The sequence below is a fragment of the Sediminibacterium salmoneum NBRC 103935 genome (genome assembly GCF_000511175.1).
In the GTDB taxonomy this organism is placed as follows: Bacteria; Bacteroidota; Bacteroidia; order Chitinophagales; family Chitinophagaceae; genus Sediminibacterium; species Sediminibacterium salmoneum.
Window position 1 is genome coordinate 1,450,439 of sequence record NZ_KI866530.1, and the last position, 18,407, is coordinate 1,468,845.

12 protein-coding genes are annotated in these 18,407 nt (G+C 39.9%); 6 read left to right on the forward strand and 6 right to left on the reverse strand.

The window, feature by feature from the left end; genetic code table 11:
* Positions 1-73: 73 nt before the first annotated feature.
* Complete coding sequence (locus P767_RS18660; protein WP_051417207.1) at positions 74-400, forward strand: hypothetical protein; 327 nt, start codon at positions 74-76, stop codon at positions 398-400.
* 8 nt (positions 401-408) lie between these two features.
* Entirely contained in the window at positions 409-948 is a 540-nt protein-coding gene (locus P767_RS18160) for a dienelactone hydrolase family protein (RefSeq protein WP_245586915.1), read from the forward strand.
* A 112-nt stretch (positions 949-1,060) separates the two neighbouring features.
* Here P767_RS18160 and rfaD read toward each other — a convergent pair whose 3' ends face one another.
* Together rfaD and purL are read right to left on the reverse strand one after the other, a co-directional pair.
* Complete coding sequence (rfaD, locus tag P767_RS0106965; RefSeq protein ID WP_026763936.1) at positions 1,061-2,062, reverse strand: ADP-glyceromanno-heptose 6-epimerase; 1,002 nt, start codon at positions 2,060-2,062, stop codon at positions 1,061-1,063.
* Positions 2,059-4,269, reverse strand: a complete 2,211-nt coding sequence (gene purL, locus P767_RS0106970) for a phosphoribosylformylglycinamidine synthase subunit PurL (RefSeq protein ID WP_026763937.1) — start codon at positions 4,267-4,269, stop codon at positions 2,059-2,061. Before purL ends, rfaD begins: the two co-directional genes overlap by 4 nt.
* Positions 4,270-4,431: 162 nt before the next feature.
* Here purL and P767_RS17610 point away from each other — a divergent pair, with 162 nt between their 5' ends.
* On the forward strand, positions 4,432-6,918 hold the full coding sequence (locus tag P767_RS17610; RefSeq protein ID WP_051417209.1) for a DUF4114 domain-containing protein: 2,487 nt from the start codon (positions 4,432-4,434) through the stop codon (positions 6,916-6,918).
* A gap of 1 nt (position 6,919) precedes the next feature.
* On the opposite strand, the gene P767_RS0106980 is transcribed toward P767_RS17610, so the two are convergent.
* From P767_RS0106980 to P767_RS0106995, 4 genes are read right to left on the reverse strand one after another with little or no spacing between them, the layout of a single operon-like run.
* Positions 6,920-7,558 carry a response regulator transcription factor gene (locus P767_RS0106980; RefSeq protein ID WP_026763938.1) on the reverse strand — a complete coding sequence of 213 codons (639 nt, stop codon included), beginning with the start codon at positions 7,556-7,558 and terminating at the stop codon, positions 6,920-6,922.
* Between the two features lie 21 nt (positions 7,559-7,579).
* Complete coding sequence (locus tag P767_RS0106985; RefSeq protein ID WP_026763939.1) at positions 7,580-9,352, reverse strand: hypothetical protein; 1,773 nt, start codon at positions 9,350-9,352, stop codon at positions 7,580-7,582.
* Between the two features lie 6 nt (positions 9,353-9,358).
* Complete coding sequence (locus tag P767_RS0106990) at positions 9,359-10,225, reverse strand: cytochrome-c peroxidase (protein ID WP_172637521.1); 867 nt, start codon at positions 10,223-10,225, stop codon at positions 9,359-9,361.
* Positions 10,226-10,266: 41 nt separating this feature from the next.
* A complete protein-coding gene (locus P767_RS0106995; RefSeq protein ID WP_026763941.1) occupies positions 10,267-11,058 on the reverse strand; it encodes an SMP-30/gluconolactonase/LRE family protein in 792 nt (263 codons plus the stop codon).
* Between the two features lie 377 nt (positions 11,059-11,435).
* On the opposite strand from P767_RS0106995, the gene P767_RS0107000 reads away from it, so the two are divergent.
* The 3 genes from P767_RS0107000 to P767_RS0107010 all read left to right on the forward strand — a co-directional run bounded on the left by P767_RS0107000 (position 11,436) and on the right by P767_RS0107010 (position 18,391).
* Positions 11,436-15,596: an SdrD B-like domain-containing protein gene (locus tag P767_RS0107000; RefSeq protein WP_026763942.1), complete on the forward strand. Its 4,161-nt coding sequence runs from the start codon at positions 11,436-11,438 to the stop codon at positions 15,594-15,596.
* A 117-nt stretch (positions 15,597-15,713) separates the two neighbouring features.
* On the forward strand, positions 15,714-17,903 hold the full coding sequence (locus tag P767_RS0107005) for a glutamine synthetase III family protein (protein WP_026763943.1): 2,190 nt from the start codon (positions 15,714-15,716) through the stop codon (positions 17,901-17,903).
* A gap of 101 nt (positions 17,904-18,004) precedes the next feature.
* Positions 18,005-18,391 (forward strand): hypothetical protein, encoded by a 387-nt coding sequence (locus P767_RS0107010; protein ID WP_026763944.1) that lies wholly within the window; start codon positions 18,005-18,007, stop codon positions 18,389-18,391.
* The last annotated feature ends 16 nt before the right edge of the window (positions 18,392-18,407 follow it).

Here is an 18,407-nt window from a genome sequence, read left to right on the forward strand (position 1 = left end):
GACAAATTCAACCAATCTGACGAAAAACTGTTAGTGAAAAGTGAACAACTGTTCTAAATTAAAACTATCTGATATGAAACATTTACAATTATTTGCCTTATCGGTTATTGCGCTGATAGCCATTCAGGGATTCCGTTATACGGAAACCAAAAGGCAAATTCGGGCAGCTGAAGACTATCTTGCCTGCTACAGCGATGTACGCGACCAGTTCAGAGATGAAGCTATGACACCTGAATTTGCAGCTATGCACAAAAATCCATTGCCTTTCCACCTAACCAATGCTACCGGCGAAACCATTCGCTTTGAAGCAACAGATGGCAATCAGGCTTCCGGATATTTCATCAAAAGCAAGAAAAAACCAATAACTGGATTTTTGTTATTCAGGAATGGTGGGGATTAAACGACCAGATTAAGCAGGAAGCTGAAAAGCTATCTGCAGAGCTGGGTGATGTAAATGTTCTGGCGCTGGATATGTACGACGGAAAAGTGGCAGCTACTGCAGACAGTGCCATGAAGTTGATGAGAGCCGCTACCACACCCAGACTGGAAGCTATTGTAAAAGGCGCTTTAAACTATGCGGGACCCAAGGCCAAAATTTTCACCATTGGTTGGTGCTTTGGTGGCATGTGGAGTTTACAAAGCAGTATTCTGGCTGGCAAACAAGCTGCCGGAACAGTTATGTATTACGGTCGTCCTGAAAATAATATTGAAAAACTAAAGACTTTACAATCAGAAGTAATTGGATTCTTTGGCAACCAGGACAGAAGCCCTTCTCCGGAAGTAGTAAATGCATTTGAAAAAGACATGGCTGCTGCCGGTAAAAAAATTACCATTCACCGTTATGAAGCAAACCATGGTTTTGCCAATCCGAGCAATCCCTCTTTCAATAAGGAAGCTACGGAAGATGCGCACAAAAAAACCATTGAGTTTTTGAAAGCCAGATTGTAAATCCGGGATAAACAGTTCATGAAAATTGAACCTTATAAAAAACACTGGATTTAAATAAAAAACAAAACCCGACTGAAGAAGCCGGGTTTTGTTTTAATACAATATATTGCTTTTAATACAATGCTTTTGTTCGCAAATAATTCCGCACATAATCCACCACTCCTTCTTCCAGCGAGTAAAATGGTTCATGATAGCCTGCCGATTTTAATTTCTGCATGTCCGCTTCGGTAAAATACTGATACTTGTCTCGGATATCTTCGGGCATATCAATGAACTCAATTTTCGGCTCAAGATCCATTCCGGCAAAAGTAGCTTTCACCAGATCAGCAAAGGTTCTGGCCCGACCGGTACCCAGATTATAAAGACCATTATGAGCAATATCCCAATGCTGATCTGTCATCCGCTGCATCATCCAGGTAATAACGGCTATCACATCTTTTACATAAATAAAATCGCGCAGTTGTTCTCCGTCTTTATATGCCGGGTGATGACTCTTAAAGAGCTTTACAAATCCCGCTGATTCTATCTGATTAAATGAATGCCAGATAACGGAAGCCATTCTGTGTTTATGCCCTTCGTTAGGACCATACACATTAAAAAACTTAAGTCCGGTCCAGCAAGGAGGCGCTTCTGCTTGCAGTAATGCCCATTTATCAAATTCGTTCTTACTAACTCCATATGGATTTAATGGTTCAAGCTTATCAACCAGAGAATGGTCATCCTTGTATCCGTTTTCACCGTTACCATAGGTAGCAGCACTGGATGCATAAATCAGTGGAATATTTTTTACAACGCAATAGTGCCAGATCTGTTTTGAATATTCCAGGTTCAAGGTTTCATGAACCGAATAATCAAATTCAGTGGTATCGGTTCTGGCCCCCAGATGGATTATGATGTCAATCTCAGGTTTATTTTCATTCAGCCAATCAAATAATCCGGTTCTTTCTATAATGGCAAGGAATTTTTTTTGCTCCCAGTTTTTTCGCTTCTCTTCTACCCCAAAATCATCCACCAGATACAACTGTTCATATCCCAAATCATTTAACTGCTGAACCATACAACTGCCAATAAAACCCGCCGCACCGGTTACCAATATGGTTAGCTTCTTACTCATTTTCCCTGTATCATTTTTTCAATTGCAGTATCGTATTTTTCTTTCCAGTTATGGATAGAACCCCAGTTGGCTCCGTTAACAACAACAGCATTATCTGTTACAGCACCCAATGTGGAAACTGGAATCTTATTTTCATTGGCCAATGCAATAAACTCAGTTGCTTTTTCTGCAGACAGCGAAACAACTACACGACCCTGAGCTTCACCAAACCAGTAAGCATCCTGACGAATAGTAACAACCGGATTCACTTCAAATCCCTTGTTGCCCGCGAATCCGCTTTCAAGAAGGGTAATCATCAATCCTCCTTCACTTATATCATGGGCACTTTTCACCATTTTTGTTTTAATACAATTGGCAAGGAATTGCTGCATGGTATACTCATCATCCAGATTAAAGTAAGGTGCCGGGGAATGCGTAATGCCTTTTAGCTTATGCAGGTATTCACTGGATGCAATATCGTTTTGTTGTTCTCCAATTAAAACAATCACATCACCTGCTTCTTTAAAGTGCATGGTCATTTTCTGTTCTACATTATCCAGCACGCCTACCATACCAATGGTGGGTGTTGGATAAACCGGACCATCCGGATTCTGATTATAGAAGCTCACATTGCCACCGGTAACTGGGGTATTGAATTTTTTACAGGCTTCCCCCATTCCGGTTACTGCATGAACAAACTGATAATATACTTCAGGATCATAAGGATTACCAAAGTTCAGACAGTTCGTTACACCAATGGGTTCTCCTCCGCTACAAACAATATTTCTGGCAGCTTCTGCTACCGCAATCATACCTCCTGTTTTAGGATTGGCATAAACGTATTTGCTATTGCAATCTACTGTTACAGCCAATGCTTTTCCTGTACCCTTTGCCAACACAACTGCAGCATCACTAGGATCATTGGTACTGGTGTTGGCTGCACCAACCATGCTGTCGTACTGGGTGTAAACCCAACGCTTACTGGCAATATTCGGAAGGCTGATTAACGCCTCTGCTGTAGATTTAATATCATTGGTATCTGCCACGGCGTTCATATCAAAGGCATTTACTTTAGCAAAGTAAGCAGGCTCTTTGTACTCTCTTGTGTACTGAGGTGCACCTCCGCCCAATACCAGTTCATAAGCCGGTATACTGGCTTCCAATATGCCATTCATATGAAAATTAAGGATGCCGTCATCCGTAACATGTCCGATAGTGCTGGCACTTAAATCCCACTTTTCAAAAACCGCCACCACTTCAGCTTCGCGGCCCTTCTCTACTACCATCAGCATTCTTTCCTGACTTTCGCTTAACAATAATTCCCAGGCTTTCATATTCTGCTGACGGGTTGGCACTTTCTCCAAATCAATATGCATACCCACATTTCCTTTAGCACTCATTTCAGCAGTAGAACAAATAATTCCTGCTGCACCCATATCCTGCATACCAACAACGGCCCCTGTTTCCAATACTTCCAGACAGGCTTCCAATAATTTTTTCTCCTGGAATGGATCACCTACCTGAACGGCAGGAAGTTCCTGCACAGAATCGTGGGTAATATCAGCACTCGCAAAACTAGCTCCTCCAATGCCATCCTTGCCGGTAGCACTACCTACATAAATAACCGGATTTCCTGTTCCCTTTGCCGTGGCACTTACCATTTTATTCGCCTGCATAATACCCACACTCATGGCGTTTACCAGTGGATTGGTATGATAACAATCTTCAAAATAAACTTCACCGCCAACCGTAGGTACTCCAAAACAGTTTCCGTAATGTCCAATCCCTTTTACAACACCAGCCAATAAATGCTGTGTCTTTTTATCTTTCAGATTACCGAAACGCAAACTGTTTAAGGAAGCAATAGGTCTGGCACCCATCGTGAAAATATCACGCTGTATCCCCCCTACACCGGTAGCTGCTCCCTGAAAGGGCTCAATAGCACTTGGGTGGTTGTGGCTCTCAATTTTGAAAACCACGCCAAAACCATTTCCCATATCCATTAATCCGGCATTTTCTTCCCCTGCTGCTACCAACATTCTCCCTCCTTCTCTGGGGAGGGTTTTTAACCACTTTATGGAGTTTTTGTAACTACAGTGTTCACTCCACATTCCACTAAAAGCACAGAGTTCAGTGAAATTGGGGGTACGACCCAATTTTTGTTTAATCAACTCAAATTCTTCTTCGGTAAGCCTTAGTTGCTGGGCGGTTTTAACGGTAATTTCCATAATGCTGCGAAGGTACAAAACGAAGGCTTAGCCTCCGAATGAAGTTTTCCAAATAAAATACATACAAATTAGTTGGTATTTAATACGTTTTATGCCCATTGGCACGTTATTAGCGTATTGATTCTATCTATATACAGTAATTTTATACTAAAATTGAGTGTTATGAACCGCCCTATTCTATCATTTGTCATTGCGTTGTTACTTATTTCAGGCGCCGGACAGGTTCAGGCACAGAATTATACCTATCTGGGCACCTACAATTCCAGTGGAAAACCCAACTATCTGGTAACTCCCAAAGACAGCGTCAGCCCTTTTTTCAGAACCCTGATAGACATTACATTACCAGAATACAGACCTGTACCCGTTTATAATCCCTTATTAATTGCAGAGGAAAGAGTAAAGACAATTGGAACCAATTGCCCTTCTGATATCTGGATTACTTTTATTGACGAGGGAGCATCTTATCTAAACGCTCTGGGATATTATTCTTACCCAAAAGGGAATCCTCCGGCTACGGCTCCTAAAAATCAGGATATCAAAATCATATTTCCCAATGCTTCCAAACAAGGCTTTGGTGGCTCTCTAGTTGCAGGAGACAAAGTATATCTTGGAAACTTCCCGGCCAATACTGAAATTGGATTTGTTTTAATTTCCAACGGCTGGGATGGCAATTCGGTAAAACAAGGTAATTGGAAAGTGTATTCCAATCCTGCTTTTAATCCTGAAAATAACGATTCATTAAAACAACATACAGTTATTGTAAGAGATACCATGACCAACCGTTTGGTTATTGGCTTTGAAGATATTCTAAGAGACAGAAACGATTGCGATCAGGATTTTAATGATTTACTGTTTTATGCAACTGTTACACCCATTCTTTGTACAGAAAAATTAGACTCCATTCCTATTTTCACTGAAGATGGAGGTGTTTCCTTTTCTGGCAACACAGGTGGACTGGAAAGTAAGGGGCTTGGCAATAAAATTGCCAAAAGAACCCTATCCAAATTAAAGCAGGGAATCAACGGACCTGTTGATTATACGCGCATGGAAAAACTGAACCTGGAGACCAATCAGATTCGCAGCATGTCTTTAAACAGAGCCCTTGGTCTTGCTGATATTATGCCAGATAGAATTCCGGAAGGCACTTACACAGCTTATGTAAGTACTCCCACCGATATTCCCGGCATTACCAACGCAGTTGAAGTAAGAGCAATTGATTTTACAGAGAACGACACTTGTAAAGCCGTAGCCTTTGCCACCAAAACACTGGGGGATGTTTACGACCACACCAAACCCATTTGCGATCGTCTTAAAGGTGCTGTATTGCTAAACATGGATCAGTTCAAACTACGTAACCTGGTTTTCACCCGATACGAACTCAAGCAGGAAAATGGCAACATTGAATATTCCATGAGTTTTTCCATCGGTAAAAAAGCCGGCAGAAATAGTTTTTCTTTTCAAAGCAACTGGCTGAATGCTGATTTTGTGGGAGAAGATACCATGTACAATTACCAGGTCTGGGGGGTTGCTCCATATCTGTGTATTGATATGGCATTAAACGTACTTGATAAGCTGGAAGCCATCATGCCTGTTAAAGCCATTGCTACCCCTAACCCTCTTCCTAATACCTATATCCGTTATGGAAACAGAGATGGATTAAAAGTGAATTTACTGGTAGAGAACGAAACCGCTTTTACAAATGCCTATTTTGAAGTAGAAGAAAAATACAATGAACTTTCTCAGATAGAAACCAAGAGAATCATTCCTTTTACCCTTAACCCGAATGGTAAAACCAATGTTTCATTCCCAATGAACGACACACATGAAAGCCTGATTTCCATGTATATCAATGGCAAATTACAGGATGTGGTTTATATGAGTGATGGCAGCTGGGATCTGGATTATGATTCTAGCAAAACAGTGATAGAATCATATACAATTACAAACGATACTGCCAGAAATTTTGCAGATACCTATCCAGTTTTCAGAGACATTCAGTTCAAAGCAAAAACCGACAGCTATGTAAGTGCCTATAAGTTGCTTAGAGGTGCCGCAGCCCAGCAGGATCTGACCAGTTATAAAACCATGAGTTTCAAAGCCAAGGGCGAAGGTGCAACCTTAAAAATAACACTGGTTAAGTATTCCATTAAGAACTTCGCTGAGCAGTTTAGCTATTCAATTCCACTGAATAAAACAATGACAGACTACACTGTTAATTTAGATGAATTCACAGGCATTGACCCATTAGAGAAAATACAAGCCAATGATGTAACTACAGTTGTTTTTGCTTTCGAAAATGCATCTGGATTAACTACAACTATAGATGGAGCAGTTGCCGATATATTCTTTTCCAAAAAATCAAAGGAATATGTAGAAAATATAAAACAGCAAAAGATTCATTTATTCCCCAACCCTGCAACCGGAGGTAAATTCAATGCCACATTCAGATCAGACACTGAGTCGCTGTATACACTTAGAATTTTCAATACTTCCTCAGGTAAAACAATTTACAGTAAAGTAATACAATCCATAAAAGGTGACAATGTAATACCTGTACAACTGACCAGTAAACCGGCAGCCGGAATTTACACAATCAGTATTGAAAAAGCCGGTATGAGATATGGTAGCAACCAGCTAATATTGAACTAAATCAAATATTAAATTCCACTAAAAATTTTACCAAAGCTGCAGGAGAATTCAACTGCAGCTTTTGCATTATATTCTTACGGTGGGTTTCCACAGTATAGATACTTAAATGCAAAGTGTCTGCAATCTGTTGATTGGTATAAGTTTGCTTCAGATATAAAAGAATTTCTTTTTCGCGCTTTGTTAAATTGTATTTGCGCAGAAACAGATCCATTTTTTTGAAAGCATCTTCCTGATTAGGCTCATTCTGCAAATCAAAATGAGTCTTGCCGTCTACCACATCCATAATCGCCTTCATCAGCTCATCTTTGCTGCTGTTTTTCAGTATGTAGCCATCGGCACCCGCCTGTTTTGCCTGAGTAACTACTTTCTCATCGCTATACGCAGACAGCATTAAAACTTTAGACGATCCGAATGATTGCTTTATATATTTAATGGTGTCCAGTCCATTTAAATTGGGCATATTCACATCTAGTAAAATCAAATCGATATTGGGTTGCTGAGTAAGCAAATACAGAAGTTGTTTTCCATCGTTTGCAATGCCCGAAATCTGTAAAAGATCATTGCTGTTCAGAATCATCTTTAAACCCTCAACAAAAAGGGGATGATCATCTGCAATCATTATTTGAATCTTTTTTTCCATATAAACTAATGACAATATAAGTTATTTTTGGGGAACAAACATTGGTCCTGCAAAGCAAGGATACGCTTTTATTTTGTAGACACCATCTTCATAGTAGGTTTCGGCCCAACAATATTTAGAACCCGGCCTGTCATCATTTTTCATCTGAGGCACGTACCAAAAAACCAAATCGGTATTTACCGTGGATTCCGGATTCGCACCAATGAACTTTTCAGGCCCTTGCTGATGGTCGGTATTACAACAAGGACCAATGGTTACCAAATCATTGGTTCCTTCATCTTTTGTAAGATGGTTTTTTGTAAGGTAAACAAATGCATTGTCCCCTCTGCCCCCATCTTTGAACTGGCCGTTTCCAGGGGCAACCAAATAACTTAACAAGGGGCTGGTTTGTATTTTATACTGATAACCATTGGGATCATACTGAGTGGTGGGTTGCTGTAACTGCCAGCCTTCCTTGCTCCATTGTTTCCATCCGTCGGAAGCATACTCATAAAAATTTTGCTGGTTACCGGCAAAAGCAATTCTGAAGACGGGTCGGTAGGTTCCATTATTACCACAGCCTCTCCCAATACTGGCACAGGTTATCCGGAACCGGCCATCTTTATAAAAAAAGTTTCTTTGAGAGTAACTATAATTGCAGGGGCCCGGCCATAACTCTGAAAAGAATTTCTGTTCAATCATAAAACCAACAACAGAATCGCCTTCCACAATATCTGCTATTCTGGGGGGATCAGTAGCCACTACAGCTGCCTGACTGTAGATAGGACAACCAACTGCATCACTGTAACCAAAACCATCCGTTCCCGAATAACTAACATGCCAGTCAACCAGCTTGGCGCTATTGAGTACCTTCTGTTTGCCAAACTGAACATTACTTATTTCCAGTCCATCTGAAGCAGTTAGCAGGTAATCCATTTTCCAACCATGCTTTTCAACTGTATTCACTTTTTCACAATAACAATCCGCAACGGTTTCATTTTGCAATTTTCGTTCCGTTACCACTGCCCCATCCTCTCCGGTATTGGTCCAGCGTAATCCAACCAGCCGATTATCTGTTAAATCTACAATGGCCCAGAGCGCCCGGTTACCCTGAATAAATGTGGGCGCCACACATAAATGCTGCGAACGTTCGCATTTGGTTCTGTTCAATGCCGTTTTAGTACTCGTCATAACGGGCTTTTGAATCGTAGGTTTATAACCCAGTGCCTTTTCTACTTCCGGAGCATTCATTGCAATTTGTTCAGCCAGCTGAATCAATGACTGGGGAATATCGGGTTGCATATCAGGATAGTGATCTGCGCTCACTAGCTTCTGTGTAAATAAATCTACAATACCAATGGTAGTAAGATTATTTGCATAGTTGTACATTTCAACGCGCATCAGGGTTCCCGGTAATGCCTTGATTCCTTTTTTAATATCTCCGGGTCTGGCAGGATAAACACCAAAAATTTCATTCCATAGAGGCTTTCTGGTTTTCAGATCAAAAAGATATCGCGTAAAGAATGCATCAGACAAGGCGATTTTCTGTGCCAGCATGGCCTGCTCTCCCCCCTTTTCACGAAATAATTTTACGGGAAGTGAATCCTTTAAAATATTTTCAATTTCTTTTTTTCTTGCAACAATAAAAGACTGTGTATCCTTAACAGGGGGAGACATTAGTCCCTTTCTGTATTCATTCAGGTAAACGGATGATTGGGGTTTGCTCTTTTGATTTTTTTTGCTTTTTATCTGGGCATCAGCTGACAGAAAAAAACCAAACAGCATCGTTAAGATAATCAGGCCAGGCTTTTGCATACACAATTAATATTGAAATGGATTTAGCAACTCCGTTCTGCTAAGATAACTAGTATCTGTTAATGCCATCATAAATGCAAGCAGATGCTGTCTTTCAGCTTTATCTAATTTAAAAGTATACTTAGCCTCATAATGTTCAATCACATCTTCAATATTATCCAGCCTTCCATCATGCATATAAGGTGCAGTTATCCAGACATTGCGCAAAGACGGAATTCTGACTCCATCGGCAAATCCGGATGAAATGGACTGAAAAGGATTTTCCGGAAGATGACATTTGCTGCAATTTGTTTTGGAAGAATTAAAAACAGCCATTCCCATAACGGCTTTATCATCCATGGCATTTTTATTTCCTTTAATATACATATCATAAGCAGAACCATAGCTAACCAATTGCTCTTCAAAAGCGACAATGGCCGTTTTTATCTGCTCTGTTGTAAACCATTTTTTTGCGGTTGGAAAGGCCGACTTAAACAGGCTACGGTAAGCAGGAACCAAAGCCAGTCTTTTTAAAATTTGTGTTTCATTAGAGGTCCATCCCAATTCATTGGGGCTTTGATTAAATAATGGAAAATGAAGCTGCCTGTACAAACTATTTACAGTTGAATCCTTCCAGGTAAGTGAAGTACGGTAAACTGCATTCAGCAAAGAAGGTGCATTATGCTTAACAGCATAACCATCAGCACCTACCGATTTTCTGTAACCGTCTGTGAATGCCAGTTTGGGATCATGACAGGAAACACAGGATTTGGTTTGATTATAGGAAAGTCTGTTATCATAAAACAAAAATCTTCCGAGTGAAACCCTGGCCAATTGAGAGGACGGGGCGCTATGAACCGATGTTCTAATTAAGCCCAGTAGTATACCAGACACGGTTATTATTAAGCCCAATATGTAAATCTTGTTCTTCAATATTACTGATACTGATTCAAACCCCATTTCTGCTCTTTAGGCAGCCAGATAAATGTATAAATAGTTTCAGGTTTCTCACTGGATGCCTGAAGATTATAATTGAATGCTGTTCCGCTTACGATCATCTGGTTGCCATTAAATTTAATTTTTCTGGCTTTATCGTCACCTCGCGGTCCATATCCTTCTAAGGTTAATTCCTTGCGCTTTGAATTACGAATCCATTTTCCGCTTTTACTTACTTGCATAGAATAAATTTCACCGGTCCTGGTTTTTCCAAAATACAATCGCTTATTCCCTTTTTCATCCAAAGCAAATGATAGTCCCATAACATCAGCATTACGAAGCGTATCTGTAATTTTTTTTGAGCGAACATCCAGCAAATAAATTACACCTCTTTCATTGTACCTGTCAGATCCTGCAACAGAACCTACTGCCATTGTTTGCTGCAAACAATCATATGTAATTCCTAATAAGCCAAAAGGATTGGTAACACCGGGCTTTCCATAAAAAGGCAATGAAACCCATTCGCTCATTTCTCCGGTTTTTGCATCAATCTGATAAACTGTATTTAATTTTTCTGTTTTATTGTACAGCATGGAAATTAATGGAGCCGGTATGGCATAAACATTTCCCTCCCTGTCGAAAGTAATGGTAGATAAATAACCGGCTTCTTTCCAGCTGGGATGCTGATATATTTCTTGCTTGGGTGTTTGAAGATTGGGTGCAGTTTCGCCTGCTTTTTTTTCAAACACAACTAAACTAATTCCAATTGCCTTTTTTTCAGAAGTACTCAACCCGGTCCATAGCGGATCAAAACCCAGCGTTCTGATAAATGCAGGCTCTTGCTGACAGGGTTTTATTTCTCGTTGCGCATACAGACAAACCGACCCTAAAAAAGACCAGGTAAAAAAAGGATAAATAAAAATTTTCTAACCAACTAACACCATTTTTTCAAATTTAAAAATACACCCTATCTGGTTTGTAAAATACCCTTTCCTTGAAATATGACTATTTTTTTATATTTCAGCAGGATAATTTCCTACAAATTGGTTGGTATTTTTCGGCCAAAACCCTTGATTTTAGGGCGTTTTTAGTAAAAAAACCAGCATTGCATCTACCTTTAGTTTAATATTTAATCCGAGAATTTACCTTATTTCTAAATATCTGTTTTATGAGTCGATTTTACACAGCTGAACCAATAAAAAAAGCAAGGCAATCCCAACGTATAATGGGATTAGCTATTACTGCTTTTTTTTCATTGAGTTTATTGCATTCATTGAATGCTCAGGTTAGTGGTGTTGTATACCGTGACTTCAACTCTAACGGTGTCAAAAACAATAATGCCTCGTATAACGAGCCGGGCGTTGCGGGTATAACTGTGAAAGCCTACGATGAAACCGGTGCTGTACTAGGCACTACTACATCCGGATCTAACGGCATGTATAGTTTTGCTGCAGGTACCGTTCCGGCGTCTACCAAAGTAAGGCTGGAATTCAGTGGATGGAATACAGCAGATTTTCCTGCAGCATTTGGTGCTAATAATAAAACATCTGTTCAATTTGTAACTGCGCCTTCAACCAATGCAGATTTCGGAATTAATTATCCAGGCGATTATATTGATAATCTGAATGCGAAAATTATTGTACCAACCTATGCAAATGGAAACAACAGAATAGCAAACAGCAACTGGTTTAATGCTGCTAATAACGATGCCAGTTATGCTTTTAACTATGACGGAGTGGCTGCTGCCAATGTTTTGGCAGATATGGGACAAATAGGATCTGTTTGGGCTACTGCCTATAGCAGACAAGCCAATAAATTATTTTATGCTGCATTTGTAAAACGTCATGTTTCCATGGGTTCTTTGGGCATGAATGGTATCTATGTTACCAACAATGCTAAATCAACTACAAACAAATCGAACACAACCACATTTGTTGATTTGAAAGCGGTAAATCCCGCATTTGATGCAGGTGATATCCCTGGCAGAAACTTTAATCCAGGTGATAACGATATCAGATCTGCCAACTACGATGCATTGGCATTTACTGAGGTAGGTAAAAAAGGAATCGGCGGCATGACCATTTCAGATGATGGCCGTTATTTATACCTGATTAATCTGAACGACAGAAAATTATGGAGAGTTGAAATAGGAACAAACGGAACTGCACCTACTTTGGCTTCGCAGATTGTAGCTTACAATAATTTTCCTGTTTCAGCAGGCAACAGCACATTCAGACCTTTCGCTGTAAAGTACTACAGAGGTGCTATTTATGTGGGTGGCGTTTTGGATGGAGTAAAGCCTGACGAAACAGCTGTTGACAGAAACGAATTAAAAATGGTGGTTTTAAAAGTAGAAGCTTCAGCAACACCAGGTGCAGAAACTTTTACAACTGTTTTGGATGCCCCTTTAACCTATAACAGAAGAGCCAATATCAATACTGGTTTTAATGTGAATCATAATACAGATTATATAGACCCGAATGGTACTATTCCCTTTGCAACTACAAGTCATGGATCATGGCATCCCTGGGCAAGAACATTTGCAGAATTAACTGTGAAAGGTAATGCAGGAACAGCCATTTATCCTCAACCCATGTTAACCAGCATTGAGTTTAATCCAATGGATGGTTCTATGATGCTGGGTTTAATGGACCGTACAGGTCATCAAACGGGCAATCAGAATTTAGGAATCAGCGGCCCAACTCTTTATACAGGAAATGCGGCAGGTGATATTCTAAAAGCCAGCAACAACGGAACCTACAGCAGTTTTACTTTGGAAAGCAATGGATCTGACGGTTCTCTTTCTTCTGCAGGTGCCGGAAATGGCGAAGGCCCCGGAGGCGGAGAATTCTATTTTACAGACCGCTTCAGACAAAATGAGGGCAGTGCACTGGGGATTGGAAATACTTCGTCAGGTAAATTATTTCTGGACCACGAAGAAACCAGTACGGGTTCACTATTGAATTTCCCTGGTAAGGAATTAATCTCAACTGCATTTGACCCTATTGCAAACTGGTATACCGGTGGGGTAAGATATTATAATAACAACAATGGTGTAGCTACCAATGGTAAAGTCTTATATACCGGAAACGATGTAAGTGTTTTTGGTAAAGCCAATGGTTTAGGTGATCTGGAATTGATTACAGCACCAGCCCCTATTGAAATTGGTAACCGTGTTTGGTTTGATGCAGATGGAGATGGTGTTCAGGACGCCAATGAAAATGGAATTGCCGGTGTTACAGTTACCCTTGTTCAGGGCTCTACTGTAATTGCAACTGCAACTACAGATGCAGAAGGGAACTACTACTTCTCTTCAGATCCCAATGGAGTAAATACGGCTTCTGCTATCTATAATATCAGTCAGTTACAAGCTGGCGGAAATTACATTATCCGTGTACCTAACGCAACAGGTGGAAGTGTACAATCTCCATTAAGCACTTACGAATTAACAATCATTAACAACGGTGGTGCAGATACGGATGCAGATATAAGAGACAGTGATGCTGCATTAAATAACAACGATGCTGATATTACCATTACTGCTGGTATAAATGGAGACAACAATCATACTTATGACTTTGGGTTTGTTACCATTGGCGGTGTTGGAGGTGGCGGCTCTGGTGGTGTAGAAAGTAAGAGCCTTGGTGATGCTATTGCCTACCGCGTATACAACAGAGCAGTAAAAAGTGAGCAAGGACCAGTTGATTATGCTAAACTACCTCAACCCGATCAGTATAACCGTTACGCAGGTGCTTCGGTGGGAACTACCTTGAAACTACAAGACATACTTCCTACTAAGTTATCTAACGGATATAAATCTTACGTATCTACTCCAACAGATATCATTTCCATTACCAATGCAAAAGAAATCATGTCAATTGATTTCGTTAGCAATAATGTTTCTAAGGCAGTAGCATTCGGAACCAGAACTGTTGGCCAGGTGTACGATCATACCAAAGCTATTTGCGATCGTTTAAAGGGTTATGAACTTATCTCTTTGGGTACTTTAAAAGTAAAAGGACACGATTTAGTTCAATATAACCTTAAAAACAACAAGGGTGAAATAGAATATGCAACCAGCTTTATCATTGGAGCTGAGAGCGGTAGAAACAACTATACATTACAATCCAACTGGTTAAACAAGGACTACGCCCTAGAAGAAATGATGTACAATATTCAACTATGGGGTGGATCTCCCAGCCTGGTAATTGAAATGGCTAATGATATTATTACCAGACTAAACAACAGTTTACCTGTTGTGGCTGTACCTAATACTGCCGGATTACCATCTGTATTCTTTACCGAAGGAACCAGACTGGATGAAACCGTTACTTTAACTTTAAAGAACACTACTGCTGCAACCAGTGGTTACCTTGAAATTACAGACAGAGCAAATGAGCAAACAACCACACAGGTTAAACGTACCATACCATTTACAGTTAATGCAAATGGACTGAGTACGATTACTATCCCTACCAATGATTTATTTGAATCTTCTATTCATCTATTCATGAATGGCAAATTAGAAGATCAGGTTTTCATGGCTGATGGCGCATGGGGACTAGATTACAATAACAACACAACCAGTGTAAAGAAATTTGCGGTAACCAATAGTAATGCCACCAGAAACAAGGAAGATTTTAATGTATTCAGAAATGTAGAAGTAGCGGGAACAACCCCAGACTATATTACCGTATACAAATTATTAAGAGCCGGTGGAGTACCTCAAGACTTAAGTGCGTTTAAATCTTTAAAATTCACTGCTGCCGGAAATGCGCCGGTTATTATTACACTGGTTAAACAATCCATTGCCAAATGGGATGATCAGTACAGCCTTACTTTACCAATTGGAACTGAATCAAAAGAATATGCTGTTGGCATTGAAGACTTTAAGTCCAGTGCATTCAATAGCACTATTGACCTGAAAGATGTAAGCTCTATTGTTATAACGGTAGTTCCTCCAGCAAAAGGAAAGTCTTCCGACTTGCAGTTGTCAATGAGTAGCATTTCGTTCAGCAAAGAAGATATGAACTATTTGAATAGCCTGAAAGAAATGAGCATGAGTGCATTCCCGAATCCTGTTACCGGCAATAAGTTCAGTGTGAGATTCAGAAGTGAGAACACCAAAACATTGCAATTGAAGCTGACTGATGCAGTTACCGGTAAAGTAATATTGACCAAGCAGGTAAATGCTTTCAGAGGTGAGAATATTGTACCTGTTGAAATGAACAGCAATGGGGTACATAAAATCATGATAGTGAACCTGGATGGCTCTGGCGTTGATAATTCCAAATACAAGCCAATCAAAATCATGGTAGGAAAATATTAGTAAAAATTATATGTAACGTTTTTTGGTGATTTTATTCACATTTTAAGCCTATTTGCCAGAAATATTAAACTATCAATGGCAAATAGGCTTATTTTTGCTCGAAATAAACCAAAAAATATGTCTTTACGATTTAAAGCAATCAGTAGTATTGCCAATGATGCGGAAACAGCCATTCCAGAATTCAGCAAAAAAATCACTGCTATTTTCGGAGAAAATGTTTTTACCCTAAAAACAGCCCGTGAATATTTAAGCGACGAAGCATATAAAAGTTTAATCAACAGTATTCGCGGTGGTAAAAAAATTGACCGCAGCGTAGCAAGCCAGATTGCCAGTGGCATCAGAGCCTGGGCAGAGAGCAAGGGAGTTACGCACTATACACACTGGTTTCAACCACTAACAGGTACAACTGCTGAAAAGCACGATTCATTTTTCACATTAAAAAGCGATGGTACCGCTATTGAAGAATTTGACGGGGCAGCATTAATTCAACAGGAACCAGATGCTTCTTCATTCCCAAGCGGTGGATTAAGAGCCACTTTTGAAGCGCGTGGCTATACAGCATGGGACCCTTCTTCTCCCGCATTCATTATGGAAATCGGGAAAGGTAAAACACTCTGCATTCCAACCATATTTGTATCCTATACAGGAGAATCTCTGGATTATAAAGCCCCCTTATTAAAAGCAACAGAAGCCTTGAATAAAGCGGCTGTTGAAGTGTGTAATTATTTTGATAAAAACATTGCCAAAGTAACCACAACGCTTGGATGGGAACAGGAATACTTTGTAATTGATGCCGGTTTAGCTACTGCAAGACCCGATTTAATTCAATGTGGCAGAACTGTATTTGGAGCGGCTCCTGCAAAGGGACAGCAAATGGAAGACCATTACTTTGGCTCCATTCCTGAAAGAGTATATGCTTTCATGAGAGACTTTGAACAGGAGTCTTACAAATTAGGCATTCCATTAAGAACCAGACACAATGAAGTTGCACCTGCTCAATTTGAGTGTGCACCCATTTTTGAAGAGGTAAATATTGCTGTTGATCACAATATTCTATTAATGGATGTTATGGCACGTGTTGCAAAACGTCATAATCTGGTTGTTTTACAGCACGAGAAGCCGTTTGCAGGAATCAACGGAAGTGGAAAGCACAACAACTGGAGTTTGGCAACTGACACAGGTATAAATTTGCTGGCACCTGGTAAAACGCCAAAGACCAACCTGATGTTTCTTACCTTTTTTGTGAACGCCATTAAAGCAGTTCATGATAACGCAGACATCATGAGAGCAGCTATTGCTTCTGCCTCCAACGATTACAGACTGGGTGCAAACGAAGCTCCTCCTGCCATCATTTCCGTGTTTGTAGGACAATACCTTTCGAAAGTACTTGCAGATGTAGAATCCAGAGTAGGACACAAATTTGATGAGCAGGATGAAGCTATCTTAAAACTCGATTTACACAGAAGCATTCCAGAACTGATGCTGGACAATACAGACAGAAACAGAACATCTCCTTTTGCATTTACAGGAAACAAATTTGAATTCCGTGCAGTAGGATCTTCTGCGAACTGCGCCAATGCAATGACTGTATTGAATACAATTATGGCAGACACACTTAAGAAATTCAAGACTGAAGTAGACGATCTTATTGAAAAAGGAGATAAGAAAGAAATTGCTATCATGCACGTAATTCAGAAGTACATTGTTGCCAGCAAAAATGTATTGTTCGAAGGTGATGGATACAGTGAAGAATGGCACAAGGAAGCAGAAAGACGCGGCTTGCCCAATTTAAAAACTACACCTGTTGCACTGGATGCCATGGTTACAGAAAAGGCTTTGAAACTATACCAGGAAAATGGAATCTATTCTCATTCAGAACTGGAAGCCAGATATGAAATTGAACTGGAAAAATACATAAAGACCGTGCAGATTGAAGCCCGAGTAATGGGAGATCTAGCCATCAATCATATCCTTCCTGCAGCTATCAAATACCAAAATGATTTATTGAATAATGTAAACGGACTTAAAAATGCCGGACTGGATGAATCTGCCTACAGCAGTCAGTTAACCATTCTGAAATACATCAGTAAGCATATTTCGGTTGTACATACCAAAGTGTATGAAATGGTAGAAGCCAGAAAAGTTGCCAATAATATTGTTCATAGCCGCGAAAAAGCAATTGCATATGAAAATATTAAGAGCACCTATTTTGATGAAATCAGATACCACGTTGATAAGCTGGAACACCTGGTAGACGATGAGTACTGGACCCTGCCTAAATACCGTGAGTTATTATTCATCAGATAGTTAGGTTTTAGACAAAAGAATGCCGACTTCAGTTGGTATTTTACCGATAAACAAATAGTGGATTCAAAAAATCCACTATTTTGTTATATAAACATACAAAAATGAAAAAAATAATTTCTTTAGCGCTATTCGCGTTAACACTTTCCTTAGGAAATGTAAATGCACAGGGTGGAGGTCAAATGGACCCTGCACAAATGCTTGAAATGATGAAGCAACGTGTAAAACCACAATTGATTGAAAAAACCAAATTAACAGATGCTCAGGCAGACAAAGTTTTAGAAATCCAGCTTTGGAGTCAGGGTGAAATGCGTGGCATGCGCGACATGAGTGAAGAGGAAAGAGCCGCTAAAACAAAAACGGTGAATGACGAAAAGACAAAAAAATTCAAGGGAATTCCTTTAACTGATGATCAAATTAAAGCAGTTAATGATTTCTACGAAGAAATGAGAAGAAATCGTCCACAAAGAGGTGGTGGCGGTTCAAAGTAATGCAGTTAGTACAATT

What these genes read in the sequence shown, in the direction of transcription:
- P767_RS18660 (WP_051417207.1), top strand. Translation starts at nt 74, where the DNA reads ATGAAACATTTACAATTATTTGCCTTATCGGTTATTGCGCTGATAGCC.
- rfaD (WP_026763936.1), bottom strand. Translation starts at nt 2,062, where the DNA reads ATGAGTAAGAAGCTAACCATATTGGTAACCGGTGCGGCGGGTTTTATT.
- purL (WP_026763937.1), bottom strand. Translation starts at nt 4,269, where the DNA reads ATGGAAATTACCGTTAAAACCGCCCAGCAACTAAGGCTTACCGAAGAA.
- P767_RS17610 (WP_051417209.1), top strand. Translation starts at nt 4,432, where the DNA reads ATGAACCGCCCTATTCTATCATTTGTCATTGCGTTGTTACTTATTTCA.
- P767_RS0106980 (WP_026763938.1), bottom strand. Translation starts at nt 7,558, where the DNA reads ATGGAAAAAAAGATTCAAATAATGATTGCAGATGATCATCCCCTTTTT.
- P767_RS0106985 (WP_026763939.1), bottom strand. Translation starts at nt 9,352, where the DNA reads ATGCAAAAGCCTGGCCTGATTATCTTAACGATGCTGTTTGGTTTTTTT.
- P767_RS0107000 (WP_026763942.1), top strand. Translation starts at nt 11,436, where the DNA reads ATGAGTCGATTTTACACAGCTGAACCAATAAAAAAAGCAAGGCAATCC.
- P767_RS0107005 (WP_026763943.1), top strand. Translation starts at nt 15,714, where the DNA reads ATGTCTTTACGATTTAAAGCAATCAGTAGTATTGCCAATGATGCGGAA.
- P767_RS0107010 (WP_026763944.1), top strand. Translation starts at nt 18,005, where the DNA reads ATGAAAAAAATAATTTCTTTAGCGCTATTCGCGTTAACACTTTCCTTA.